The sequence below is a fragment of the Microbacterium sp. K2 genome (assembly GCF_051365005.1).
Lineage (GTDB): Bacteria > Actinomycetota > Actinomycetes > Actinomycetales > Microbacteriaceae > Microbacterium > Microbacterium foliorum_B.
The window spans coordinates 524,448-548,124 of record NZ_JBLWII010000001.1 but is presented as its reverse complement, the minus strand read 5'-3'; the positions used below and the strand labels follow the sequence as shown (position 1 = coordinate 548,124).

The window sequence follows — 23,677 nt, the reverse complement described above, 5'->3', positions numbered from 1 at the left end:
TCCCTCAGCGCGTCAGGAGGGCGGTTCGGAGCGTGTCGAGCCCGACGCCGCCCATGTCGAGAGCCCGCTTGTGGAACTCCTTGACGTCGAAGTCCGCGCCTCGCTCAGCCTGGTACGCCTCGCGTACCTGCTCCCAGATGCGCTGGCCGACCTTGTAAGAAGGCGCCTGTCCTGGCCAGCCGAGATAGCGGTTGACCTCGAACTGCACGAACTGGTCGGACATGTTCACGTTCTTGCGCATGAAGTCGAGCGCGTAGTCGGCGTCCCAGGTGCCTTCGCCATCGAGACGCGGCTTGCCGAGGTGCACCCCGATGTCGAGCACGACACGGGCAGCACGCATCCGCTGTCCGTCGAGCATGCCCAACCGGTCAGCTGGGTCGTCGAGGTAGCCCAGCTGCTGCATCAGGCGCTCGGCGTACAGCGCCCAGCCCTCTGCATGGCCGGAGGTGCCGGCGAGCAGTCGTCGCCATGAGTTGAGCTCGGTACGGTTGTACACCGCCTGCGCGATCTGCAGGTGATGCCCAGGCACACCCTCGTGGTAGACCGTCGTCAGTTCGCGCCACGTGTCGAACTCGGTGACGCCCTCGGGAACCGACCACCACATACGCCCAGGACGCGAGAAGTCGTCCGTCGGACCGGTGTAGTAGATGCCGCCCTCCTGCGTCGGCGCGATCATGCACTCGAGAGTGCGAATCGCGTCGGGGATGTCGAAGTGCGTGGCGCCGAGCTCTGCGACGGCGCGGTCGCTCGTCTCCTGCATCCACTTCTGGAGAGCGTCTGTTCCGACGAGCTTGCGGGCGGGGTCGGCCTCGAGGTGCGCGACGGCCTCTTCGACCGAGGCCCCGGGGAGGATCTCGTTCGCGATCGCGGTCTGCTCGGCGACCATGCGGGCGAGTTCTTCTCGGCCCCACTCGTAGGTCTCGTCGAGGTCGATGGTCGCTCCGAGGAAGCGGCGGGAGTTCAGTGCGTACAGCTCGCGACCGACGGCATCGACCTCCGTCGCGACGGGAGCGAGCTCCTCGGCCAGGAAGCTGCGCAGCTCGTCGTACGCGACTCGCGCCGCAGCGGAGTTGTCGGCCAGAGTGCGAGCGAGCGACGCGGGAAGGTTGCCTTCCTGGGGCGCCGCATCCGCCACGAAAGCGGCGAAGAAGCCGTCGTCGGCCGTGTAACGGTCGATCTGCGTCGCGACCTCGACGACCTGGCGACGAGCCGGAGTGACTCCGGCCGCGATGCCTGCGCGGAGCGTCTCGGTGTATCCGCGGAGCGCGTCGGGCACTGCGGCGAGACGGGTCGCGATCACCGACCAATCGTCTGCGGTCGCGGTCGGCATGAGGTCGAAAGCCGAGCGCACGTCCTGAGCGGCGGAGGCGATCACGTTGAGGTCACGCAGGTGCCACCTGGCGTCGTGCAGCTCGAGATCCAGGCTGAGCTCGGCGGAGAGGTCGGTCTTCGTGACCTGGTCGATCGCGTCGACCGCGTCGATTGCCTGCAGCTTCGCGAGCGTCGATCGCGTTGCGGACGCGATCTGCTCGTGCCCCTCAGGGCTCAGGTCGCCGAACCGGTCGTTGACCTCGTCTCGACCGATGTACGTGCCCAGAGTCGGGGCGAGCACCGCGATGGTGTCGACCCATTCATCGGCGACTTTGTCGATGGCAGACGGAGTGCGGGGAGCTGAAGTCATCCCTCCAGCGTAGCCCCGCACCCCCGGCGCAGGATATCGATGTGCCGCGTGGCCGAGCTCTGCGTCGCCTTCGTCACGACGCGTCGGTCAGCCTCAGTGTGCTGCCTCGTTCCAGTCGCGTCCGCGCCCGACCTGCACGTCGAGGGGCACGGTGAGATTCGCGGCGTCGCCCATACGCGTCCGCACGATCCGCTCCGCCGCGTCCCACTCCCCCGGTGCCACCTCGACGACGAGCTCGTCGTGAATCTGCAACAGTGCGCGCGATGCGAGACCCTCGGTGCGGAGGTCTTCGTGGATGTGCAGGAGCGCGATCTTCATGATGTCGGCCGCGCTCCCCTGGATCGGGGCGTTGAGCGCTGCGCGCTCGGCGTTCTCGCGAAGGACGCGGTTCGGGCTCGCAAGGTCGGGGAACGGGCGACGGCGGCCGAAGATGGTCTCGGTATAGCCGACCTCCTTGGCCTTCATCACGGATGCCCGAAGATAGTCGCGCACAGCTCCGAACCGTGCGAAGTACTCGACCATCAGCTGCTTCGCCTCGGACTGCTCGATGCGGAGCTGCTTCGACAGTCCGAATGCCGAGAGGCCGTAGACCAGGCCGTACGACATCGCCTTCACCTTCGTGCGCATCGCGGAGGTCACTTCGCTCGGCTCGACACCGAACACCCGCGCGCCGACGAACCGATGCAGGTCCTCACCGCTGTTGAACGCCTCGATGAGTCCCTCGTCGCCGGAGAGATGGGCCATGATCCGCATCTCGATCTGCGAGTAGTCGGCGGTGAGCAGCGACTCGTAGCCTTCTCCCACCTGGAAGGCGCTGCGGATGCGACGGGATTCCTCGGTGCGAACGGGGATGTTCTGGAGGTTCGGATCGGTGCTCGACAGACGTCCGGTCTGGCTGCCGGTCTGCACGTACGTCGTGTGCACACGGTGATCGGCCTGGATGGCGGTGTCGAGCGACTCGATGATCTGACGGAGCTTGGTCGCCTCACGGTGCTGCAGCAGCAGTCCGAGGAACGGATGCGGGTGCGACTCCTGCAGATCGGCGAGCACCGCGGCATCCGTGGAGTACCCGGTCTTGGTCTTGCGCGTCTTGGGCAGCTGCAGGTCGTCGAACAGCACCTCCTGCAGCTGCTTGGGAGACCCGAGATTGAACTCGCGACCGACGATGCCGAACGCCTCCTGGGCGAGACCCTCGGCGCGCGTCGCCAGCTCGCCCGAGAAGGTCGACAGCACGTCGTGTGAGACCGCGACTCCTGCGACCTCCATGTCGGCCAGCGTCAGCAGCGTCGGAAGCTCGATGTCGGTGAGTACGGCGGCGACGGACTCGGGGATGTCCTCACGCAGCGCTGTCGCGACACGGAGCGCGAACCATGCCTCCTGGGAGGGGGTGGCACCTTCGGTCTCAGGAACGAGCTGCGTCGGGTCTGCCTCTGGCAGCTTCTCACCGAGATAGCGCTCGACGAGGTCGCCGAGCGTCTTGTCGGGGAAGCTCGGACGCAGCAGCCACCCCGCCAGACTCGTGTCATAGGCCAGGCCGCTCAATCGCACACCCAGTCGAAGCAGAGCCTTCACCTGGGGCTTCGCGTCGTGGAGCACCTTCGGGCTCGCGGACTCGAGCCACGGCCGCAGGACTTCTACGACATCGTCGTTCCAGTCGAGCTCACGGAGTTCCTCCCCGGACGCGGCACCGAGCCTCGTCGGAGCCCCACCCTGCACGACGAGCCGCACAGCGATGTCGCCTGTCTGTTCTTCGGCCCAGCTGACGAACTCCGCCGCACTGACCTGGGTCGGCTCGGGCAGCACCACGGTCGTCGTCGGGTCGTCGGCGACCTCGCCCGCTCCGACGGCCTCGAACACGCGAGGCAGAAGGGTGCGGAACTCGAGGCGAGCGAAGATGTCGCGCACGGCCTGCGCATCGATCGGTGCGACCGCGAGGTCGTCGGGAGCGACCGGCAGCTCGACGTCGGTCAGCAGGCGATTGAGTCTGCGGTTGCGCCGCACGTCCTCGATGTGGTCGCGGAGGTTTCCTCCCACCACGCCCTTGATCTCCTCGGCTCGCTCGAGCAGATCATCGAGGGACCCGAACTGCGTGAGCCACTTGACGGCGGTCTTCTCGCCGACCTTGGGCACGCCGGGAAGGTTGTCGCTCGTCTCGCCGACGAGGGCTGCGATGTCGGGGTACTGCTCGGGTCGGACGCCGTAGCGCTCCTGCACGGTCACCGGGTCGTACCTCTTGAGCTGCGAGACGCCCTGCACCGAGGGGTACAGCAGCGTGACGTCGTCGGTGACGAGCTGGATCGTGTCGCGGTCGCCGGAGACCACGAGGACGTCGTATCCCTGCTCGGCGCCCTGGGTCGACAGGGTGGCGAGGATGTCGTCGGCCTCGAACCCCTCTTTCGTGAGGACCGGGATCGACATCGCGGCCAGGCAGTCCTGCAGCAGCGGGATCTGCCCGCGGAACTCCTGCGGCGACTCTGAGCGCGTCGCCTTGTACTCGGGGTACACGTCGGTGCGGAACGAATGGCGCGAGGTGTCGAATGCGATCGCCATGTGCGTCGGCTGCTCGGCCTTGATGAGGTTCACCAGCATGGACAGGAAGCCGTAGATGGCGTTCGTGTGCTGATTGTCTTTGGTCGTGAAGTTCTCGACCGGGAGGGCGAAGAATGCACGATAGGCGAGCGAATGGCCGTCGACGACCATGAGGGTAGGCTTTGCGGAGTCCGTCACCCTGTCAGCCTAACGAGGACGACAGACACCCGCTGAGGAGGAACCATGAGCGACACCGCGACCAGTGCAGGACTCGACTGGGCGACAGCCCGCGGAATGGGTGCGCTCGCTCAGAAGATGGGCATGGAGTTCCTCGAGTTCACCACCGAGCGCTGCGTCGCCACGCTTCCGGTGGAGGGCAACACGCAGCCCGTCGGTCTCATGCACGGCGGCGCCTATGTGGTTCTCGGCGAGTCGCTGGGATCCATGGCCGCCAACCTGCACGCGGGCCCCGGGCGACTGGCTGTCGGTGTCGACATCAACGCGACGCACACCCGCTCGGCGACGTCCGGCGTGGTGACCGGCGTGTGCACGCCCGTGCACCTCGGACGCAGCATCACGGTGCACGAGATCGTCGTCTCCGACGATCAGGGCCGCCGGTGCTCGACGATCCGGATCACCAACATGATCAAGGACGTTCCCGAGGCTCGCTGAGCGGCTCGTCCAGCAGCAGCTGGAAGAGCAGGTGGTCCTGCCACTCCCCCGCGATCCGCAGATACTGCGGAGCGATGCCGATGCGCTCGAAGCCGTTGTCTGCGAGGACACGCTGTGAACCGGAGTTGTGCAGCAGGGTGGCTGCCTGCAGGCGGTGCAATCGCACCTCGTCCCGCGCGTACGCGGCGACACGATGCACTCCCCGGGATGCGAGACCGCGACGGAGACGAGTCCTGTCGATCCAGTAGCCCAGATCGGCGTTCCAGAACGCACCGCGCACGATGTTGTTGAGATTGATCCGTCCGCGGATCTCTCCATCGGACGACTCGATCACGAAGCGGATATTCCGTCCGGCCGATGCTTCCAACACGCACTGCTCGGCGTGGAACTCCTGCCACTCCGGGGTGAAGAACTCCGGCGACCTGAGTGGCTCCCACGGTGCGAGATGCTCTCGGTTCGCCGAGTAGGCTCTCGCCAGCGCAGCGCCGTCGCCGATCTGCACAGGACGCAGCAGGTGCTCCGCGTCGAGCCGCAGCAAAGACTACTTCTTCGGAGCGAGCTGCTCGATGATCGCCTTGGCGACATCCTGCATCGTGAGGCGGCGATCCATCGACGCCTTCTGGATCCAGCGGAACGCCTCGGGCTCGGAGAGGCCCATCTTCTCGTTCAGCAGGCCCTTGGCCCGGTCGACGAGCTTGCGGGTCTCGAAGCGCTCGACCATGTCGGCGACCTCGGCCTCGAGCGTGATGATCTGCTCGTGGCGGGCGAGGGCGATCTCGATCGCGGGCAGCAGGTCGTTCGGGGTGAAGGGCTTGACGACGTAGGCCAGTGCTCCGGCCTCGCTCGCGCGCTCGACGAGCTCCTTCTGGCTGAACGCCGTGAGAAGCACGACGGGTGCGATGTTGCCCTTGTGCAGCTTCTCGGCCGCGCTGATGCCGTCGAGCTGCGGCATCTTGACATCCATGATGACGAGGTCCGGGCGCAGCTCGGTGGCGAGCGCCACAGCGGTCTCGCCGTCACCTGCCTCACCGACGACATCGAAGCCGTTGTCGCGGAGGATCTCGACGATGTCGAGACGGATCAGCGACTCGTCCTCGGCGACGACGACGCGTCGGGGTGCGGATGACGTGGGCTCTTCTGCTGCCTGTTCTTGCTCGGTCACAGACCCATCCTAGTGGAGACCGCCTATGAGGTCCCCCGACGGCGCGGCGGGTGCGGGTGGGCGCAGATCGCCTGCGCTAAAGTCGTAGACGCGACACACGAGCCGGCGTGGCGGAATGGCAGACGCGGAGCACTCAAAATGCTTTGTCCGAAAGGGCGTGTGGGTTCGAGTCCCACCGCCGGCACATCAGTTCAGATGCTGATCCATACCTGACCGTCGATCAGCAGATACCGGTCGAGGGCGGGGCGCATCGACTCGAGGATCATCCGCTCTGCGACCGCAGGATGGTCGGCGGTGATGGCGGTTCGAGGGACTGTGGCGCGGATGATCGCGTCGAGGTTCTCATCCGTCGCCTCGACGCCCACTCCGCCGACCAGCACCGGTTCGTATGCCTGTCCGCCGTGCATCCGGTCGCCGTGCGGGCCCAGGACCGTGTCGCACGCCCTCGTCTGTGCCAGATAGACCGGAACACATGCGATGGCCTCGTATGTGCGGAAGCGACGCTTGAGACGGTACCGGACGCCGATGCTTCCCGGCTTCCCGGACAGCGGCTGCGCGTCATCGGGCTCCGGCGGCGCGCCGACCAGCGGGCGGGAGCGGTCGCGTCGCTCGGCCACGGCGGGGTCGATGGTCAGGTCATCCATGGGTGTGGGTGCGGGGCCCTCCGCCGTGCGGCAGGCTCGCGCCTGGACCAGAGTACAGGCCTGCACCTGAGAAGCTGCGCCGCCATGACACGGCGTCCGTCCGGCGCGCCTTTCGACCCGTCGCTCACCGCTCGGACAGCGCGGCGACCTCTGCGAGGACCCTGGGGTTCGCGAGAACCCGAAAGTGGCCTCCGGTCTCGAGACGCACGTTCTTCATCGCACCGCTGAGCTCACTGCCTTCGGGGATGTGCGGGTCGAACTCCCCGTAGATCGACACGATCCGCTCGTTGACATCCCGGTGGTGCGCGAGCTGCATGATCGACGGATCCGAAGGCGAGAACGCTCGGAGAGACCGGACCGGCAGCATCCGTGCATAGCGGGAACCGCCGAACGGCGTGGCCACCGCCACCATGGCGCGCACGCGGAAGCCTGAGGGGCCCGCCATCGCCATCTTGCCTGCGAGGCCGCCTTTGCTGTGTGCGACGATGAGCGCATCGGTGAGCTGTTCCGCCTCGAGGAACTCGGTCATGAGCTGAGCCGCTTCGACGACCGGCCGCCGGTTGTGCCGGAGCGAATCGAGGACATGCACGGGGTGGCCCCGCGCGTGCAGCGCCGTGATGAGAGGCTGCATGAACCGCCATGTCTCGTACACGCCGGGAAGGATCACGATCGGAGTCGCAGAGCCGGTCGCGAAGGAATCGGCCTCGCTTCGATCGAAAGCGGCACGCAACTGCCAGTACACGGCGTAGGCGTAGTCCGCGATCCACCACCCGGCTCGTCTCAAGGTGCGGATGGCGCCCACCCCTCGATCGCTTGTGCGACCGCCAGGGGCGCGGTGAAGTGCACATTGTGGAACTGCCCGGGGATCTCTGTGAGCGCACAGTCGCGCGCCGCGGTGCTGAGCGTGTGGCCCCATTCCGATCCGGCGACAGGGTCGTCGCCTCCGCGGATGACCAGCACAGGCATCCGGATCGACTGAACTGCCGACGCCGTCGAGTACTCGACCATCCGCCGTGCCTGCTTCAGATACCGGCGCATGCCGCACCGCAGGTAGTCGACCAGGACGACGGCATTCGCTGCCGGGGTCTCCCCCAGCGTGTCGACCAGCAGTGCCCGTGCCTGCGCTCCGAGCGTTCGGTGCCGCTCATCGACGACAGGACCGATCATCACGATGCCCTCGACATGCTCCGGATGCGCGCGCGCAGCCTCGAGGACCCATTGGGCTCCCATCGAGTGCCCGACGTAGACGACGCGCTCAGGGCCCAGCATCGCGACGAGCTCCGCCAGCAGGCGCCCCATCTCGGGAACCTCGAGATCGCGCTCCGGCTGCGGAAGCCCGGCGAAGCCGGGGAGGTCGATCGAGATCACCCGCGCGGACTCCGGCAGGGCCCCGTGCAGAGGCGCGAAGTAGCGATGGGACATGCCGACGCCGTGGATCAGCACGTACATGACGGCATCCGAAGCCTTCGTCTCAGTGCTTTCGTGCAGACGGAAGGCGTGGCCCGCCACGACGATGCGCCGAGGGAGAAGAGTCATCCGATCACCGTAGGTGCGCCGCGCACTCCCGCGCCAGCCACTTGACAGGGTCCGGCGGGACATCGCCGCGCGGACGACGAAGGGGCGGAACAGTCGTTCCGCCCCTTCGCTCGCTGTGCGATCTTGATCAGATCGTCGCTTCCTTGTAGATCGGAGCGGCGCCGTTGACGGCGTCCCCGACCTTGTGGACGCGGATGTCGTTGGTCGAACCCACGATTCCAGGAGGGGAACCGGAGATCACGACGACCTTGTCCCCTTCGACGGCGAGACCGCTCGAGAGCAGGTAGTCGTCGACCTGCAGGTACATCAGGTCGGTGTGCTGCACCATGTCGACGAGCTTCGACTGGATGCCCCAGGTCAGCGCCATGCGACGACGGATTCCGGGCTCGGGGGTGAAGGCGATCATCGGGATGCGCGAGCGCAGACGCGACAGACGGCGTGCCGAGTCACCCGACTGGGTGAAGACGCAGAGGTACTTCGCCTCGACGAACTCGGCGACCTCGAGAGCGGCGAGCGTGATCGCTCCACCCTGGGTGCGGGGCTTGGTCGTGAGCGGCGCGATGCGCTCGAGACCGTGCTCCTCGGTCGACTCGATGATGCGAGCCATCGTCTCGACGACGACGACCGGGTAGTCGCCGACGCTGGTCTCGCCCGAGAGCATCACGGCGTCGGCTCCGTCGAGCACCGCGTTCGCGACGTCCGACGTCTCGGCGCGGGTGGGCACCGGGCTGTTGATCATCGACTCGAGCATCTGCGTCGCGACGATGACCGGCTTGGCCATGCGACGCGCCAGCTCGACGGCGCGCTTCTGCACGATCGGGACGGCCTCGAGAGGAAGCTCGACACCGAGGTCACCGCGGGCGACCATGATCGCGTCGAACGCGTCGACGATCTCTTCGAGCGCATCGACGGCCTGCGGCTTCTCGACCTTGGCGATGACGGGGACCTTGACGCCCTCTTCGGCCATGATCTCGTGGACGCGGCTGATGTCCTCGGCGTTGCGGACGAAGGACAGGGCGATGAGGTCGGCGCCGATACGCAGGCCCCAGCGGAGGTCTTCCTCGTCCTTCTCGCTCAGTGCGGGGACGTTGACGGCGACACCAGGCAGGTTGATGCCCTTGTTGTTCGACACGGCTCCGGCGACGATCACGCGGGTCGTGACGGTGACGCCGTCGGTCTCGACGACCTCGACCCGCACCTTGCCGTCGTCGATGAGCAGGAAGTCTCCCGGCTTGACGTCGTTCGGGAGGCCCTTGAACGTGGTCCCGGAGATCTCCTTGTTGCCGACGATGTCCTCGGTCGTGATCTTGAAGATGTCGCCCTTGGCGAGCTCGTAGGGGCCGTTCTCGAACTTGCCGAGGCGGATCTTCGGTCCCTGCAGGTCGACGAGGATGGCGACGGCGCGACCAGCGTCCTCGGCTGCCTTGCGGACGTTGGCGTAGTTGTTCTCGTGCACGGAGTAGTCACCGTGGCTGAGGTTCAGGCGCGCGACGTCCACGCCGGCGTCGATCAGTGCACGCACGGTTTCATAGGTGGAGGTGGCGGGGCCCAGGGTGGCGACGATTTTCGCGCGTCTCAACAGATTGCTCCAGGGTAGTGGGGGATGGAAATCAGGCGACGGTGCCGCGGCTCAGCCTACGCGGGCTGGAGACCGATAGCGACTTCATGCGGTCGCACAGGCTCGGGCAGAACGGTCGTGCCCATGAGGAATCGATCGACGTTGGCCGCGGCCGCACGGCCCTCCGCGATCGCCCACACGATGAGGGACTGCCCGCGGCCGGCATCGCCGGCGACGAAGACACCGGGAACGGTCGACTCGTAGCTGTCATCGCGCCGGAAAGCGCCGCGGTCGGTGACCTGCGGAAGCGTGTCCTCGGTGTAGCCGTCCTGCTCCGGACCCGTGAAGCCCATCGCGATCAGCACGAGGTCTGCAGGGATCTCGCGCTCGGTGCCGCTCTTGGGCACCCGGCGGCCGTCGATGAACTCGGTCTCGGCGACGCGCAGAGCACGGACCTCGCCGACGTCGTTCGAGAGGAACTCGACGGTCGAGGCGAGGAAGACGCGCTCACCGCCCTCCTCATGAGCAGACGAGACCTCGAAGAGCGTCGGCATCATCGGCCAGGGCTGGTGTCCCGGTCGTTCGGTTCCCGGCTGCTTGCCGATCGCGAGGTTCGTGACGCTGATCGCGCCCTGGCGGTGTGCGGTTCCGATGCAGTCCGCACCGGTGTCGCCGCCGCCGATCACGATGACGTGCTTGCCCTCGGCGGTGATCTGCTCGGGAACCTTGTCGCCGGCGACCGCGTGGTTGGACTCGACGAGGTACTCCATGGCGAAGTGCACTCCGTCGAGATCGCGACCCGGGATCGACAGGTCGCGGGGAATCGTGGATCCGGTGGCGATCACGACGGCGTCGTAGCGGGCGCGGAGGTCGGACCACGAGATGTCCTTGCCGATCTCCACTCCGGCACGGAACCTGGTTCCCTCCTCCTGCATCTGGCGAAGGCGCGACTCGAGCTGCCCCTTCTCCATCTTGAAGTCGGGGATGCCGTAGCGCAGCAGGCCGCCGATGCGGTCGTCGCGCTCGAAGACCGCGACGGTGTGACCCGCACGGGTGAGCTGCTGCGCGGCGGCGAGCCCAGCGGGCCCGGACCCCACGACCGCGACCGTCTTGCCGGTCAGACGAGCCGGAGGCTGCGGCTCGACCCAGCCCTTGGCGAAGGCCTCGTCGATGATCGAGACCTCGATCTGCTTGATCGTGACCGCGGGCTGGTTGATGCCGAGCACGCACGAGCTCTCGCACGGGGCCGGGCACAGACGACCCGTGAACTCCGGGAAGTTGTTGGTCGCGTGCAGTCGATCGATCGCCGCGCGCCCTTCTCCGCGCCAGGTGAGGTCGTTCCACTCGGGGATCAGGTTGCCCAGCGGGCAGCCCTGGTGACAGAACGGCACGCCGCAGTCCATGCAGCGCCCGGCCTGACGCTTCAGGACAGCTTGATCGCCGGCCTCGTAGACCTCTTTCCAGTCCATGATGCGCACCGGCACAGGACGACGCTTCGGAAGCTCACGCTCAGTGACCTTCAGAAAACCTTTGGGATCAGCCACCGGTCACCTCCAGGATGCGGTTCCAGACGATGTCGCCGTCGGGGTCGATGCCCTCGGCGACTGCTTCCTCGCGCATGCTGCGCACTGCGGCGTAGTCCCGCGGAAGCACCTTCGTGAACTGGCCGGCGGTCTCATCGAACCGCGCCAGGATGTCGGAGCCGAGCGGCGAGGCCGTGCGCTCCACGTGTGCGACGATCAGGCTGCGCAGCACTTCGAGGTCGGCACGGTCGAGCGGTTCGAGCCTGAGCTCTCCGCTGCCGAGCGACTGGGCGTTGATCTTGCCGCTGTCGAGCGAGTGGATGTAGGCCACTCCCCCGGACATTCCGGCGCCGAGGTTGCGACCCGTCGAGCCGAGGATCACCGCGACCCCACCGGTCATGTACTCGAGCGCGTGGTCGCCCACTCCCTCGACGACCGCGGTCGCCCCGGAGTTGCGGACGAGGAATCTCTCGCCCACGACGCCGGAGAGGAACATCGTTCCCGCCGTCGCACCGTAACCGATGACGTTGCCGGCGATCACGTTCTCGTGAGGCTTGATGGTGGAACCACGCGCCGGACGGATCGAGATGTCGCCACCGGAGAGGCCCTTGCCGACGTAGTCGTTCGCGTCGCCTTCGAGGCGCAGCACGATGCCCGAGGGGAGGAACGCTCCCAGCGACTGCCCTGCGGTGCCGTGCAACGTGACGTCGATGGTGCCGCTGGGAAGCCCTGCAGCGCCGTGACGCGACGTGACCTGGTGACCGAGCATCGTGCCGACCGCGCGCTCGGTGTTCGCGATGGGCAGCTCGACCACGACCGGCTCTCCGTTGAGGAGGGCGGGCTTGGCGATGTCGATGAGCTGCACATCGAAGTGCTTCTCGAGCTCGTGATCCTGGGTGCGGCGGTTGCGACGCGGCTCGCTCGCGGGGAACGCCGGGCCCTCGAGCACGGGGCTCAGGTCGAGACCCTCTGCCTTCCAGTGCTGCAGAGCGGCGTTCGCCTCGATGAGCTCGGCGCGGCCGACGATCTCGTCGATCGAGCGGAAGCCGAGCTCCGCGAGGATCTCCCGGACCTCCTCGGCGATGAACTCCATGAAGTTCACGACGAACTCCGGCTTGCCGGTGAAGCGCTCGCGCAGCACCGGATTCTGCGTCGCGACGCCCACGGGGCAGGTGTCGAGGTGGCAGACCCGCATCATGATGCACCCGCTGACGACCAGCGGAGCAGTGGCGAAACCGAATTCCTCCGCTCCGAGCAGAGCGCCGATGATGACATCGCGTCCGGTCTTCAACTGGCCGTCGACCTGCACGACCACGCGGTCGCGCATGCCGTTGAGCATGAGCGTCTGCTGCGTCTCGGCGAGGCCGAGTTCCCAGGGCGTTCCTGCGTGCTTAAGGGAGTTCATCGGGCTCGCGCCCGTGCCTCCGTCGTGGCCGGACACCAGGATGACATCGCTGAGCGCCTTGGCGACTCCGGCCGACACCGCGCCGATGCCCGACTGGCTGACGAGTTTGGTGTGGATGCGCGCCTCGGGGTTGGCCCTCTTCAGGTCGAAGATGAGCTGCTTGAGGTCTTCGATCGAGTAGATGTCGTGGTGCGGCGGGGGCGAGATCAGACCGACACCGGGCGTTCCGCCACGCGTGCGGGCCACCCAGGGGTAGACCTTCTGCGGAGGCAGCTGACCGCCCTCGCCGGGCTTGGCACCCTGGGCGAGCTTGATCTGGATGTCGTCGGCTTCGGTGAGGTAGAGACTCGTGACACCGAAGCGTCCTGACGCGACCTGCTTGATCGCGCTGCGACGTTCGGGGTCGAGCAGACGATCGGTGTCCTCGCCGCCCTCACCGGTGTTCGACTTGCCGCCGAGACGGTTCATCGCGATCGCGAGCGTCTCGTGAGCCTCTTTGGAGATCGAGCCGTAGCTCATGGCACCCGTCGAGAAGCGCTTCACGATCGCCGAGACCGGCTCGACCTCGTCGAGCGGCACGGGCTTGCGGGTGCCGGTCCGCAGCGTGAACATCCCGCGGAGCGTCTTGAGCTCCGCCGCCTGGTCGTCGACCATCTTCGTGTACTCGCGGAAGATGTCGTAGCGGCGTTCGCGCGTCGCGTGCTGCAGCTTGAACACCGTCTCGGGGTTGAAGAGATGCGGCGAGCCGTCGCGGCGCCACTGATACTCGCCACCGGTCCAGAGTCGCTCGTGCGCACGAGCGGCCTCGTCTTCGGGATAGGCGTAGTCGTGCCGCGCCTGGTTCTCGATGAAGATCTCTTGGATGCCGATTCCGCCGAGCTTCGACTCGGTGCGCGTGAAGTACTTGTCGATGAACTCCTCGCTCAGGCCGACGGCCTCGAAGACCTGGGCGCCGGCGTAGGACGACACGGTCGAGATGCCCATCTTCGACATGATCTTGAGCACGCCCTTGCCGAGCGCGTAGATCAGGTTGCGGACGGCCTTCTCGGGCGTGATGCCGGTGATGTAGCCGGTGCGCACGAGGTGCTCGACCGTCTCCATCGCGAGATACGGGTTGACTGCCGAGGCGCCGTAGCCGATCAGCGTCGCGACGTGGTGCACCTCGCGGACATCACCGGCCTCGACGATCAGACCGACCTTCATGCGGTTCTCACGACGGATCAGGTGGTGATGGATCGCCGAGACCATGAGCAGCGACGGGATCGGGGTCAGATCCTTGTTCGAGTCGCGGTCAGACAGGATGACGAACTCGGCACCCTGTTCGATGGCCTCGTCGACCTCGGCGCACATCTCGGTGAGACGCTTCTCGAGCGTGTTCGATCCTGCGTCGAAGTGGTACAGGCCCTTGATCGTCACGCTGGAGCGGTCGGGCAGAGCCTTGTCGATGTGCCGGATCTTCGCCAGCTCGTCGTTGTCGATGACCGGGAAGTCGAGCGACACGGTGCGCGTGTGGTCCGGACCCCAGGCGAGCAGGTTGCTCTCGGGGCCGAGGCCCAGCTTGAGGCTCGTGACGACCTCTTCGCGGATCGAGTCGAGCGGCGGGTTGGTGACCTGCGCGAACTGCTGCGTGAAGTAGTCGAAGAGCAGACGCGGGCGCTTGCTCAGCACGGCGATCGGAGTGTCCGAACCCATGGCGCCAAGGGGCTCGACACCGGTCTGCCCCATCGGGGTCAGCAGCAGACGCACCTCTTCTTCGGTGTAGCCGAAGGTGCGCTGACGGCGGGTGATCGATGCCGGCGGGTGCACGATGTGCTCACGCTCGGGCAGATCGGCGAGACGCACGGATCCGGCATCCAGCCACTCCTGCCACGGGTGCAGGGTCGCGAGGTCGTGCTTGATCTCCTCGTCTTCGATGATCCGCTGCTGTGAGGTGTCGACGAGGAACATCTTGCCCGGCTGCAGGCGCCCACGACGCTTGATCCGCTCGGGCTCGAAGGTGAGCACGCCGGTCTCCGAGCCGATGACGATCAGACCGTCGGTCGTCTCGGTCCAGCGCCCGGGGCGCAGGCCATTGCGGTCGAGAGTCGCTCCGACCACGGTGCCGTCGGTGAAGATGAGGGCGGCCGGGCCGTCCCACGGCTCCATCTGGTTCGAGTGATACTCGTAGAACGAGCGCAGCTCCGGCGAGATGTCGGACTGCTTCTCGTAGGCCTCGGGCACCATCATCATGATGGCGTGCGGCAGGCTGCGGCCCGTGAGGGTCAGAAGCTCGAGCACCTCATCGAAGGAAGCCGAGTCGCTGGCGCCGTCGGTGCAGATCGGCAGCAGCGGCGCGACGTCGCCGAGCAGCTCGGACTCGAGCTGCGACTGGCGCGCGCGCATCCAGTTGCGGTTTCCGCCGACGGTGTTGATCTCACCGTTATGCGCGAGCATGCGCAGCGGCTGAGCGAGCGGCCACGACGGGAACGTGTTCGTCGAGTAGCGCGAGTGCACGACCGCGAGTTCGGACATGAACCGCTCGTCCTGCAGGTCGGGGTAGAACGGCTCGAGCTGCAGCGTCGTGACCATGCCCTTGTAGCCGAGCGTGCGCGCGGACAGCGTCACGAAGTACGCGCCGAGCTCGTGTCCTGCGCGCTTGCGCAGGCGGTAGGCGACGCGGTCTAGGGCGATGCCGGTGAGCGGGGCGTCGGAGTGCGTCGCTCCCCCGGCGCTCACGAAGAGCTGCTCGAAGGCGGGGCGAGCCTCGTCGGCGAGCTTGCCGAGGTTGTCGTTGGCGGTCGGCACCTCGCGCCAGCCGAGGACGCGGAGACCTTCGGAGCGGGCGATCTTCTCGATGCCGGCCTTCTGCTGACGGCGCTCGCTGGAATCGCGCGGGAGGAATGCCAGACCCGCGGCGTACTCGCCGACCGGGGGCAGTTCGAAGTCGGTGACCGCTCGCAGGAACACGTCGGGCATCTGCGTCAGGATGCCCGCGCCGTCTCCGGTGCCGGCATCCGAGCCGATAGCACCGCGGTGCTCCAGGTTGCGCAGCGCTTCGAGTGCCAACGCGATGATGTCGTGGCCCGCTTCACCACGAAGCGTCGCGACCATGGCGAGGCCGCAGGCGTCCTTCTCGAACGCCGGGTTGTACATGCCCTGCTTCGGGGGGTAAGCGCCGGAAGCGCCATAGGGAGGCTGAAAATACACCAGTACCGTCCTCAGATCTGCAGCTGACCCGGGGACGTCATTGGCCGGGTGGATGTGATGGGGTCCGCACGGACCGGTCGGCTATCGAGCGCCTTCGGTGTCCGTGGGAGCGGTGCTTGTGGCGCTGGCTCCTGCGGCGACTTCTTCGGACGGAGGCTCACTCACGTCCACGAAATCGGAGGGATTGTTCTGCGATTCTACATCAGCGTCGAGATCCTTCCGGCCGCGGCCGGGCTGGTACGGCGACGGCTCGAGTCCGGGGTGACGGCGCGACTGCACGATGAGGATCGCGAGACCCACGACGATGCCGATGATGGCGGCCCAGACGTTGCTGCGGAGCCCCAGGAGGATCTCGCTCGGATCGATGCGGATCGACTCCCAGACCACTCGGCCTGCGCTGTACCAGATGAGGTAGATCGCGAAGAGCTTGCCCCACTGGAATGCGGTCGCCTTGCGGCTGAGCCAGAGCAGCACGATCACTCCGAGGCCGTTCCAGAGCACCTCATAGAGGAAGGTCGGGTGGAACAACGTGCCCTCGGGAAGCCCCGGAGGGAAGGCCGAGTTGTCAGAGGGGATCTCGAGACCCCACGGCAGGTCGGTGGGGAGCCCGAAGAGCTCGTTGTTGAACCAGTTGCCGAAACGGCCCATGGCCTGCGCCAGCAGGAGTCCCGGGGCCAGCGCGTCGGCGAAGGTCCAGAAGCGGATGCCGGTCCAGCGGCACCCGAGGTACGCGCCCACGGCACCGCCGATGAGTGCGCCGAAGATGGCGATGCCACCCTCCCAGATCGCCCAGACCGAACCGGGCTCGAACGGGTTCCAGGTGTTCCTGCCCTCGCCGAAGTAGAAGTTCGGGTGGGTGAGCACGTGGAAGATGCGCGCCCCGATGATCGCCAGCGGCACAGTGAGGATCGAGATGTCGATCACGACCCACGGCTCTGCCCCGCGCCTGGTGAGGCGGTGGTTGGTCAGCAGCGTGGCGGCGATGATGCCGGCGATGATGCAGAGCGCGTAGAAATGGATCCGGAGCGGGCCGAGGTCGATGTAAGAGACCGAGGGGCTCGGGATGCTGGCGAGCACGCCGCTGAAAGTGCTGTGGAGCGCGAGGGACATGAGTGCGATTCTAGTTCTCGTGTACGGGGCGTGCCGACGACGTGCCGACCGCCAGGTTTCGGGTGACCTCTGCGAGGGCGGGGATGCCGCCGTCCCGGAGGGCGCGGACCAGCGCGGTGCCGACGATCGCGCCGTCCGCGTATTCGGAGACTCCGGCGATCTGCTCGGCGGTAGAGATTCCGATGCCGACGCACGCGCGGACCTCTCCGTGCGCGCGCAGGCGACCGACCAGGGTGCGCGCAGCCCGGTCGAGCTCGGTGCGCTCACCGGTGATGCCCATCGTCGAGACGGTGTAGACGAAGCCGGTCGAGGACTTCACGACCAGCTCGAGGCGTTCGTCCGACGAGGTGGGGGCGGCGAGGAAGACACGGTCGAGGCCGGTGCGCTCACTCGCGGCGATCCACTCCCCCGCGACCTCCGGTGTGATGTCGGGGGTGATGAGCCCGGCGCCGCCGGCGGCGAGCAGATCATCGGCATAACGATCGACGCCGTACTGGAACACGGGGTTCCAGTACGTCATGACCAGCACGGGCACGTCCGTCGCGGCGGTGATCGCGCGCACAGCCGTGAAGAGGTCCTTCATCTTGAACCCGTTCGCGAGTGCCGCGGTGGTCGCTTCCTGGATCACCGCACCGTCCATCACCGGGTCGCTGTAGGGCGGGCCGAGCTCGATGATGTCGACGCCGTTCTCGGCGAGTGCGATGGCGGCCTGGATGCTGGTCTCGAGATCGGGGAACCCGACCGGCAGGTATCCGACGAAGGCGCTGCGACCGGCCTCATGGGCTGCGGCTATCGCCTGTTCGACGCGGCTCACAGTTCCGGCTCCCCCTTCGACGCGGCTGCCTCGGCGTCGCTCTCTTTCTCGACGTCGTGAGCGAGTGCCTCGGCGTCGTAGAGGTCGAAGTACCGAGCAGCCGTGTCCATGTCCTTGTCCCCGCGGCCGGAGAGGCAGATGGCGAGCACTGCATCCGGGCCGAGATCACGACCGAGGCGGAGTGCGCCGGCGAGGGCGTGCGCGGACTCGATGGCCGGGATGATGCCCTCGGTGCGGCTCAGCAGACGCAGTGCCTGCATGGCCTCGTCGTCGGTAGCAGGAATGTACTCGGCACGGCCGATGTCGGCGAGCCACGAGTGCTCGGGTCCGACGCCCGGATAGTCGAGACCCGCCGAGATCGAGTGCGACTCGACCGTCTGACCGTCTTCGTCCTGGAGCACGTAGGTCTTGGCGCCGTGCAGGATGCCGGGGCGACCACGTTCGATCGATGCGGCATGCCGTGGGGTGTCGACGCCGTCACCGGCAGCCTCGACGCCGTAGAGCTTCACGCCCTCGTCGTCGAGGAACGCATCGAACATACCGATCGCGTTCGAGCCGCCTCCGACACAGGCGATGACCGCATCGGGCAGACGCCCGACCTCGTCGAGAAGCTGCTGTCGAGCCTCTTCGCCGATGATCTTCTGGAAGTCGCGGACCATCGCGGGGAACGGGTGCGGACCTGCGGCGGTGCCGAAGATGTAGTTGGTGGTCTCGACCGACGCGACCCAGTCGCGGTAGGCGTCGTTGATCGCATCCTTCAGGGTGCGGGAGCCGGAGGTGACTGCGACGACCTCCGCGCCCAGCAGCCGCATGCGCGCGACGTTCAGCGCCTGGCGCTCGGTGTCGACCTCGCCCATGTAGATCGTGCACTCGAGACCGAACAGAGCCGCGGCCGTCGCAGTGGCGACGCCGTGCTGACCCGCTCCCGTCTCGGCGATCACGCGCTTCTTGCCGAGGCGCTTGGTCAGCAGCGCCTGACCGAGCACGTTGTTGATCTTGTGCGAGCCCGTGTGGTTGAGATCCTCGCGCTTGAGGAAGACTCGCGCTCCGCCGGCGTGCTCGGCGAACCGGGCGACCTCGGTGAGCGGAGACGGGCGTCCGGCGTACGAGCTGAGCAGCGACGCGAGCTCTTCGCGGAAGGCCGGGTCGACGATCGCATCGGCGTACGCCGCGGAGAGCTCGTCGATCGCGGCGATCAGCGACTCGGGCATGTATCGCCCGCCGTATTCGCCGAACAGGGGACCATGCTGATCTCGCAGGCTCATCACGCCTCCAGGAAGCTCTTGAGTGTGGCGACCGGGTCGCCCGTGACGAGCGCCTCCCCGATCAGGACGACGTCAGCACCCGCGGAGCGGTAGTGCGTGACGTCTGCAGGGGTGAGGACAGCCGACTCGGCGATCTTGACCGCGGAATCCGGGATGCGATCGACGAGACGGCCGAACAGGTCACGGTCGAGCTCGAGTGTCGTCAGATCGCGGGCGTTGACACCGATCAGCGGTGCACCGAGGTCGATCGCGACCTCGAGCTCGTCGGCCGAGTGCGTCTCGACGAGCGGAGTCATGCCGAGCTCGGTGATGAAGCCGAACAGGTCACGGAGCACGTGCGGCTCGAGCCCGGCGACGATCAGCAGCACGAGGTCGGCACCGGCCGCTCGCGCTTCGAGCACCTGGTATCGGTTCGCGATGAAGTCCTTGCGCAGCACAGGCAGCGACACGCGGGCCGTGACGGCCTCGAGATCGGCGAGGCTGCCGCCGAAGCGACGCTCCTCGGTGAGGACGCTGATCGCCGAGGCACCGCCCGTCTCATACAGCGAAGCCTGGAGTGCCGGGTCGGGGATCTCGGCGAGAGCGCCGCGCGACGGGCTCGCGCGCTTCACCTCGGCGATGATCTTCACGCGCTCAGCGGGAGCGAGGAACGTGAGGGCATCCTTGGCGGCGGGACGCGCGAGAGCATCGCGCTCGACGTCGGCGAGGGGCCGGGTCAGAGCGCGACGTTCAGCGTCTGCGACTGCGCCGGCCGTGAGGTCGGCGAGCACCATTAGTGCGCCTTCGGCGAGTACTTGGGACCCTTCACGCCGTAACCGGCCTTCGAGAGCAGCCAGCCCACGAGCGCACCGATCGGGACGATCGCGGCACCCACCCAGATCAGGGCGACCCACACGGGGCTGAACTCGGCGAGGCAGAACGCCAGCGTGCCGATCGTGAAGCCGGCGAGCATGATGATGACGCCCGTCCATGCGGCAGGCGAGTGTCCGTGGCCGGGGTCAGCGATCGGGTTGGTCATGGTCTCCTCCGGGGGACGACGTGCTGGTTCGGATCAAGTCTATCGGGGTCATCGTGTCGGGTCGGTTCCGCGCGACAGGTCGTCCCATGAATCGATCGCGTCGACAGGACCGGCGCTCGATTCGACATGTGCGGCGTCGGTGCGGTACCGGCGTCCTCCGCGCTTCCAGCGTCGCCAGGTGAGGAGCACGACGAGGGATGCCGCCAGCAGGATGACCCAGCCGATGAGCGTCATCACGGGCCAGGCCGAGAGCTCGATGCCGGCGACGACATCGGCGATCGCCGCGCTGCCTGCGAGCCCCGTGGTCTCCGTGACGGTGGGGCCGACAGCGCTCAGCGGCGCGGTCAGGAGCAGCTGCAGAGTCGTCCAGCCGAGGAAGAGCGAGGCTGCGGTGGCGAGCACGCCGAAAACGAGTCGCATGACCGGGCCGACGATCGAGAGCGCGATGCCGAGCGCCAGGACCGCGAGGCTCAGCGGAGCGAGCAGCGGCAACGCTGACGCGCCTGGCACGAGGATCGCCTCCCCGGCATCGGCCCGTGCGACCGTGAGCCACGTCTGGGTCGAGGAGATGATCCCGATCGCTCCCGAGAGAAGGAAGCCGGAGACGGCGATCGAGCGACCTCTCTGCACGAACGTCACTCGGCCGAGCTCCCCTCGACGGCACGGAGGTCCGTCGTGTCGAAGCAGGTGCGGGTGCCGGTGTGGCAGGCGGGGCCGGTCTGGTCGACACGCAGCAGGATCGCGTCGCCATCGCAGTCGAGTCTCGCCTCGTGCACCACCTGGATGTGCCCGGAGGTGTCTCCCTTGCGCCAGTACTCCTGACGGGAGCGCGACCAGTACACCGCGCGACCGGTGGTGAGGGTGCGGCGCAGCGCCTCGGCATCGACCCACGCGAGCATGAGGACCTCTGCCGTGTCCCACTGCTGCACGATCACCGGCGCGAGGCCGTCGTCGTTGAAGGCGACCTGGGCGATGCGCTCGTCGACCTCGCTCATCGGACGATCACTCCCTCTGCGCGCAGCGCGTCTTTGACGTCGCCGACCGTGAGCGCACCGGTGTGGAACACGCTGGCTGCCAGCACCGCATCCGCTCCTGCCTTGATCGCCGGAGCGAAGTCGGAGGCCTTGCCGGCGCCGCCCGAGGCGATCACCGGCACAGACGCGGCCTCGCGCATGAGCTTCACCAGTTCGAGGTCGAAGCCGTCTCGCGTGCCGTCGGCGTCGATCGAGTTGACCAGCAGCTCTCCTGCCCCGCGCTCCGCGGCTTCACGCGCCCAGTCGAGCGCATCGAGGGTCGTCCGGGTGCGCCCGCCGTGGGTGGTGACGACGAAGCCGGAGGGAGTGCCGGTCGCCCGCTTGACGTCGAGCGACAGCACCAGCACCTGCGCGCCGAAGCGGTCGGCGATCTCGCCGATCAGCTCAGGGCGGGCGATCGCGGCCGAGTTGACTCCGACCTTGTCGGCGCCGACCGAGAGCAGCCGCGCCACGTCGTCGACGCTGCGCACTCCCCCGCCGACCGTCAGCGGCACGAACACCTGCTCAGCGGTGCGCTGCACGACGTCGTACGTCGTGGCGCGGGCGTCGACGGTCGCGGTGACGTCGAGGAAGGTGATCTCGTCTGCGCCCTGAGCCGCGTAGTGGCGTGCGAGCTCGACGGGGTCGCCCATGTCGCGCAGGTTCTCGAAGTTGACGCCCTTGACGACGCGCCCATCGGCGACGTCGAGGCACGGGATGACGCGACTCGCGAGCGTCATCAGAGCCTCGCGTTGTGGATCGCCGTGACGAGGATCGCGCGGGCGCCGAGCGCGTACAGCGCGTCCATCACGGGGTTGACTCGGGCGCGTGCCACCATGACTCGGACGGCGACCCACTCGGGGTCGCGCAGAGGCGAGACCGTGGGCGACTCGATGCCACCCGCGATCTTGACGGCGTCGTCGAGGAGAGCCAGCGGCAGGTCGTAGTCGATCATCACGAACCGGCGAGCGACCATGACGCCGCGCAGGCGCCGCAGAAGCGTCTCAGAGCCCTCTGCATCTTGCGGGCCGGCGATCAGCACGGCCTCGGACTGCAGGATCACAGGGCCGAAGACGTCGAGGCCCGCCTGACGCAGTGTCGTGCCGGTCTCGACGACATCTGCGACGGCGTCCGCGACGCCGAGGCGCACGGCCGACTCCACTGCGCCGTCGAGGGGCACGAGGTCGACCGCGATGCCGCGCTCATCGAGGAACGCGTCGACGAGGCCCGGGTACGACGTCGCGATGCGCAGGCCGTCGAGCTCGGACACGTCGGTGTAGCGTCCCGAGGGCGCGGCGAAGCGGAAGGTCGACCCGGCGAAGCCGAGCGCCTCGATCTCGCGCGCCCCGGGCATGCGCGCGTCGAGGAGCAGGTCGCGCCCCGTGATGCCGACGTCGATGGCGCCGGAGCCGACGTAGGTCGCGATGTCCTTCGGTCGGAGGTAGAAGAACTCGACGTCGTTGTCGGCATCGACGACGTGAAGTGTCTTGGGATCACGACGACCGGCGTAGCCGGCCTCCGCGAGCATGTCGGCGGCCGTCTCGGAGAGAGAGCCCTTGTTGGGAACAGCAATGCGCAGCATGGGGTGCCTTCAGATCGAAGCGAGTGGGGCGGAGCGCTTCACAGATGTCGGTAGACGTCCTGCAGGCTCAGGCCCTTCGCGATCATCATCACCTGGACGTGGTAGAGCAGCTGCGAGATCTCCTCCGCAGCGGCCTCGTCGGATTCGTACTCGGATGCCATCCAGACTTCGGCGGCCTCCTCGACGATCTTCTTGCCGATCGTGTGCACGCCGCCGTCGAGCTCCGCGACCGTACCCGACCCATCTGGACGGGTCTCGGCCTTGACGCTGAGCTCGGCGAACAGCTCGTCGAAAGTCTTCACGATTCCAGGCTAGCGGCTCTGGCGCGGTCTCTGAGCCGGGTGACGGCGGCCTCGACGTCGTCGGCGCCGTAGACCGCGGATCCTGCGACGAACGTGTCGGCGCCCGCGGCGGCCGCGGCCTCGATGGTCGCGTCCGAGATCCCGCCGTCGACCTGGAGCCAGACGTTCGATCCGCGGCGTCTGGCCTCATCGGCGAGAGCGCGCAGCTTGGGCATCGTCTCGGGCATGAACCCCTGCCCGCCGAACCCGGGTTCGACCGTCATCACGAGGATCTGGTCGAACTCCTCGAGCACGCTGTAGAGCCCCTCGGCGGGCGTGTCGGGCTTGATCGCGACGCCGGCCCTGGCCCCGATGCTGCGCAGAGTGCGGGCGAGCGAGATCGGATCCGCGGCTGCCTCGAGGTGGAACGTGACGCTGGCGGCCCCCAGCTCGGCATAGGCGGGGGCCCAGCGCTCCGGCTCGGTGATCATCAGGTGCACGTCGAGCGGGATCGGACTGGTCGCCTGGATCCGTTCGACCATCTGCGGCCCGAACGTGAGGTTCGGCACGAAGTGGTTGTCCATCACGTCGACGTGTGCGAAGTCGGCGGTCGCGATCTTGGCGAGATCGCGCTGCATGTTCACGAAGTCGGCGGCCAGGATGCTGGGGTTGATGCGCGGTGCGCTGGGGAGGTCCAC

The 23,677-nt window shown here is 67.4% G+C and carries 22 protein-coding genes and 1 tRNA gene; 2 read left to right on the top strand and 21 right to left on the bottom strand.

Translation table 11 applies throughout. The annotated features are described in order from the left end of the window. Nucleotides 1-4: 4 nt before the first annotated feature. On the bottom strand, nt 5-1,681 hold the full coding sequence (locus ACLKOY_RS02785) for a DUF885 domain-containing protein (protein WP_436452323.1): 1,677 nt from the start codon (nt 1,679-1,681) through the stop codon (nt 5-7). Nucleotides 1,682-1,774: 93 nt separating this feature from the next. Next, a complete protein-coding gene (gene polA, locus ACLKOY_RS02780) occupies nt 1,775-4,408 on the bottom strand; it encodes a DNA polymerase I (protein WP_436452322.1) in 2,634 nt (877 codons plus the stop codon). A gap of 45 nt (nt 4,409-4,453) precedes the next feature. Here polA and ACLKOY_RS02775 point away from each other — a divergent pair, with 45 nt between their 5' ends. Further along, a complete protein-coding gene (locus ACLKOY_RS02775; protein ID WP_056376870.1) occupies nt 4,454-4,882 on the top strand; it encodes a hotdog fold thioesterase in 429 nt (142 codons plus the stop codon). On the opposite strand, the gene ACLKOY_RS02770 is transcribed toward ACLKOY_RS02775, so the two are convergent. Together ACLKOY_RS02770 and ACLKOY_RS02765 are read right to left on the bottom strand one after the other, a co-directional pair. Continuing rightward, nucleotides 4,857-5,420, bottom strand: a complete 564-nt coding sequence (locus tag ACLKOY_RS02770) for a GNAT family N-acetyltransferase (protein ID WP_436452321.1) — start codon at nt 5,418-5,420, stop codon at nt 4,857-4,859. The genes ACLKOY_RS02775 and ACLKOY_RS02770 overlap by 26 nt on opposite strands. Nucleotides 5,421-5,423: 3 nt before the next feature. Beyond that, complete coding sequence (locus ACLKOY_RS02765) at nt 5,424-6,044, bottom strand: ANTAR domain-containing response regulator (RefSeq protein WP_140037099.1); 621 nt, start codon at nt 6,042-6,044, stop codon at nt 5,424-5,426. A 101-nt stretch (nt 6,045-6,145) separates the two neighbouring features. On the opposite strand from ACLKOY_RS02765, the gene ACLKOY_RS02760 reads away from it, so the two are divergent. Next, nucleotides 6,146-6,228 (top strand) — tRNA-Leu (locus ACLKOY_RS02760). Nucleotides 6,229-6,235: 7 nt separating this feature from the next. On the opposite strand, the gene ACLKOY_RS02755 is transcribed toward ACLKOY_RS02760, so the two are convergent. From ACLKOY_RS02755 to rpe, 17 genes are all read right to left on the bottom strand, one after another. Continuing rightward, the gene (locus tag ACLKOY_RS02755; protein WP_436452320.1) at nt 6,236-6,688 is read right to left on the bottom strand and encodes a hypothetical protein; all 453 of its coding nucleotides are present in this window, start codon (nt 6,686-6,688) and stop codon (nt 6,236-6,238) included. A 124-nt stretch (nt 6,689-6,812) separates the two neighbouring features. Further along, the gene (locus tag ACLKOY_RS02750) at nt 6,813-7,490 is read right to left on the bottom strand and encodes an esterase/lipase family protein (protein WP_436452319.1); all 678 of its coding nucleotides are present in this window, start codon (nt 7,488-7,490) and stop codon (nt 6,813-6,815) included. Then, nucleotides 7,469-8,224 (bottom strand): alpha/beta fold hydrolase, encoded by a 756-nt coding sequence (locus tag ACLKOY_RS02745; RefSeq protein WP_436452318.1) that lies wholly within the window; start codon nt 8,222-8,224, stop codon nt 7,469-7,471. Before ACLKOY_RS02745 ends, ACLKOY_RS02750 begins: the two co-directional genes overlap by 22 nt. Before the next feature lie 127 nt (nt 8,225-8,351). Continuing rightward, entirely contained in the window at nt 8,352-9,803 is a 1,452-nt protein-coding gene (gene pyk, locus ACLKOY_RS02740; protein WP_363570460.1) for a pyruvate kinase, read from the bottom strand. Between the two features lie 56 nt (nt 9,804-9,859). Further along, a complete protein-coding gene (locus ACLKOY_RS02735) occupies nt 9,860-11,326 on the bottom strand; it encodes a glutamate synthase subunit beta (RefSeq protein ID WP_290160725.1) in 1,467 nt (488 codons plus the stop codon). Then, a complete protein-coding gene (gene gltB / locus ACLKOY_RS02730; protein WP_436454080.1) occupies nt 11,319-15,842 on the bottom strand; it encodes a glutamate synthase large subunit in 4,524 nt (1,507 codons plus the stop codon). Before gltB ends, ACLKOY_RS02735 begins: the two co-directional genes overlap by 8 nt. Before the next feature lie 135 nt (nt 15,843-15,977). Further along, nucleotides 15,978-17,006, bottom strand: a complete 1,029-nt coding sequence (gene lgt / locus ACLKOY_RS02725; RefSeq protein ID WP_436452317.1) for a prolipoprotein diacylglyceryl transferase — start codon at nt 17,004-17,006, stop codon at nt 15,978-15,980. A gap of 10 nt (nt 17,007-17,016) precedes the next feature. Beyond that, nucleotides 17,017-17,820, bottom strand: a complete 804-nt coding sequence (gene trpA / locus ACLKOY_RS02720; RefSeq protein ID WP_436452316.1) for a tryptophan synthase subunit alpha — start codon at nt 17,818-17,820, stop codon at nt 17,017-17,019. Next, nucleotides 17,817-19,085 (bottom strand): tryptophan synthase subunit beta, encoded by a 1,269-nt coding sequence (gene trpB, locus ACLKOY_RS02715; protein WP_140037105.1) that lies wholly within the window; start codon nt 19,083-19,085, stop codon nt 17,817-17,819. Before trpB ends, trpA begins: the two co-directional genes overlap by 4 nt. Next, nucleotides 19,085-19,855, bottom strand: a complete 771-nt coding sequence (gene trpC, locus ACLKOY_RS02710) for an indole-3-glycerol phosphate synthase TrpC (protein WP_436454079.1) — start codon at nt 19,853-19,855, stop codon at nt 19,085-19,087. The genes trpB and trpC overlap by 1 nt, the downstream gene beginning before the upstream one ends. 2 nt (nt 19,856-19,857) lie before the next feature. Then, the gene (locus ACLKOY_RS02705) at nt 19,858-20,103 is read right to left on the bottom strand and encodes an HGxxPAAW family protein (protein WP_140037107.1); all 246 of its coding nucleotides are present in this window, start codon (nt 20,101-20,103) and stop codon (nt 19,858-19,860) included. 48 nt (nt 20,104-20,151) lie between these two features. Further along, nucleotides 20,152-20,742, bottom strand: a complete 591-nt coding sequence (locus ACLKOY_RS02700) for a Trp biosynthesis-associated membrane protein (RefSeq protein WP_436452315.1) — start codon at nt 20,740-20,742, stop codon at nt 20,152-20,154. Then, nucleotides 20,739-21,098 (bottom strand): phosphoribosyl-AMP cyclohydrolase, encoded by a 360-nt coding sequence (gene hisI, locus ACLKOY_RS02695; RefSeq protein ID WP_436452314.1) that lies wholly within the window; start codon nt 21,096-21,098, stop codon nt 20,739-20,741. Before hisI ends, ACLKOY_RS02700 begins: the two co-directional genes overlap by 4 nt. After that, nucleotides 21,095-21,856 carry an imidazole glycerol phosphate synthase subunit HisF gene (gene hisF / locus ACLKOY_RS02690; RefSeq protein WP_140037110.1) on the bottom strand — a complete coding sequence of 254 codons (762 nt, stop codon included), beginning with the start codon at nt 21,854-21,856 and terminating at the stop codon, nt 21,095-21,097. The genes hisI and hisF overlap by 4 nt, the downstream gene beginning before the upstream one ends. Beyond that, nucleotides 21,856-22,698 (bottom strand): ATP phosphoribosyltransferase, encoded by an 843-nt coding sequence (gene hisG / locus ACLKOY_RS02685; RefSeq protein WP_436452313.1) that lies wholly within the window; start codon nt 22,696-22,698, stop codon nt 21,856-21,858. Before hisG ends, hisF begins: the two co-directional genes overlap by 1 nt. A gap of 38 nt (nt 22,699-22,736) precedes the next feature. Continuing rightward, a complete protein-coding gene (locus ACLKOY_RS02680; RefSeq protein WP_436452312.1) occupies nt 22,737-23,000 on the bottom strand; it encodes a phosphoribosyl-ATP diphosphatase in 264 nt (87 codons plus the stop codon). Then, nucleotides 22,997-23,677, bottom strand: coding sequence for a ribulose-phosphate 3-epimerase (rpe, locus tag ACLKOY_RS02675; protein ID WP_258184192.1), 681 nt, complete (start codon nt 23,675-23,677; stop codon nt 22,997-22,999). Before rpe ends, ACLKOY_RS02680 begins: the two co-directional genes overlap by 4 nt.

Bases quoted from the DNA above. Each gene is read 5' to 3' on its own strand.
- ACLKOY_RS02705 (WP_140037107.1), bottom strand. From the start codon at position 20,103: ATGACCAACCCGATCGCTGACCCCGGCCACGGACACTCGCCTGCCGCA.
- gltB (WP_436454080.1), bottom strand. From the start codon at position 15,842: ATGTACAACCCGGCGTTCGAGAAGGACGCCTGCGGCCTCGCCATGGTC.
- ACLKOY_RS02755 (WP_436452320.1), bottom strand. From the start codon at position 6,688: ATGGATGACCTGACCATCGACCCCGCCGTGGCCGAGCGACGCGACCGC.
- hisF (WP_140037110.1), bottom strand. From the start codon at position 21,856: ATGACGCTCGCGAGTCGCGTCATCCCGTGCCTCGACGTCGCCGATGGG.
- trpB (WP_140037105.1), bottom strand. From the start codon at position 19,085: ATGAGCCTGCGAGATCAGCATGGTCCCCTGTTCGGCGAATACGGCGGG.
- ACLKOY_RS02745 (WP_436452318.1), bottom strand. From the start codon at position 8,224: ATGACTCTTCTCCCTCGGCGCATCGTCGTGGCGGGCCACGCCTTCCGT.
- hisG (WP_436452313.1), bottom strand. From the start codon at position 22,698: ATGCTGCGCATTGCTGTTCCCAACAAGGGCTCTCTCTCCGAGACGGCC.
- hisI (WP_436452314.1), bottom strand. From the start codon at position 21,098: ATGAGCGAGGTCGACGAGCGCATCGCCCAGGTCGCCTTCAACGACGAC.
- lgt (WP_436452317.1), bottom strand. From the start codon at position 17,006: ATGTCCCTCGCGCTCCACAGCACTTTCAGCGGCGTGCTCGCCAGCATC.
- ACLKOY_RS02775 (WP_056376870.1), top strand. From the start codon at position 4,454: ATGAGCGACACCGCGACCAGTGCAGGACTCGACTGGGCGACAGCCCGC.
- ACLKOY_RS02785 (WP_436452323.1), bottom strand. From the start codon at position 1,681: ATGACTTCAGCTCCCCGCACTCCGTCTGCCATCGACAAAGTCGCCGAT.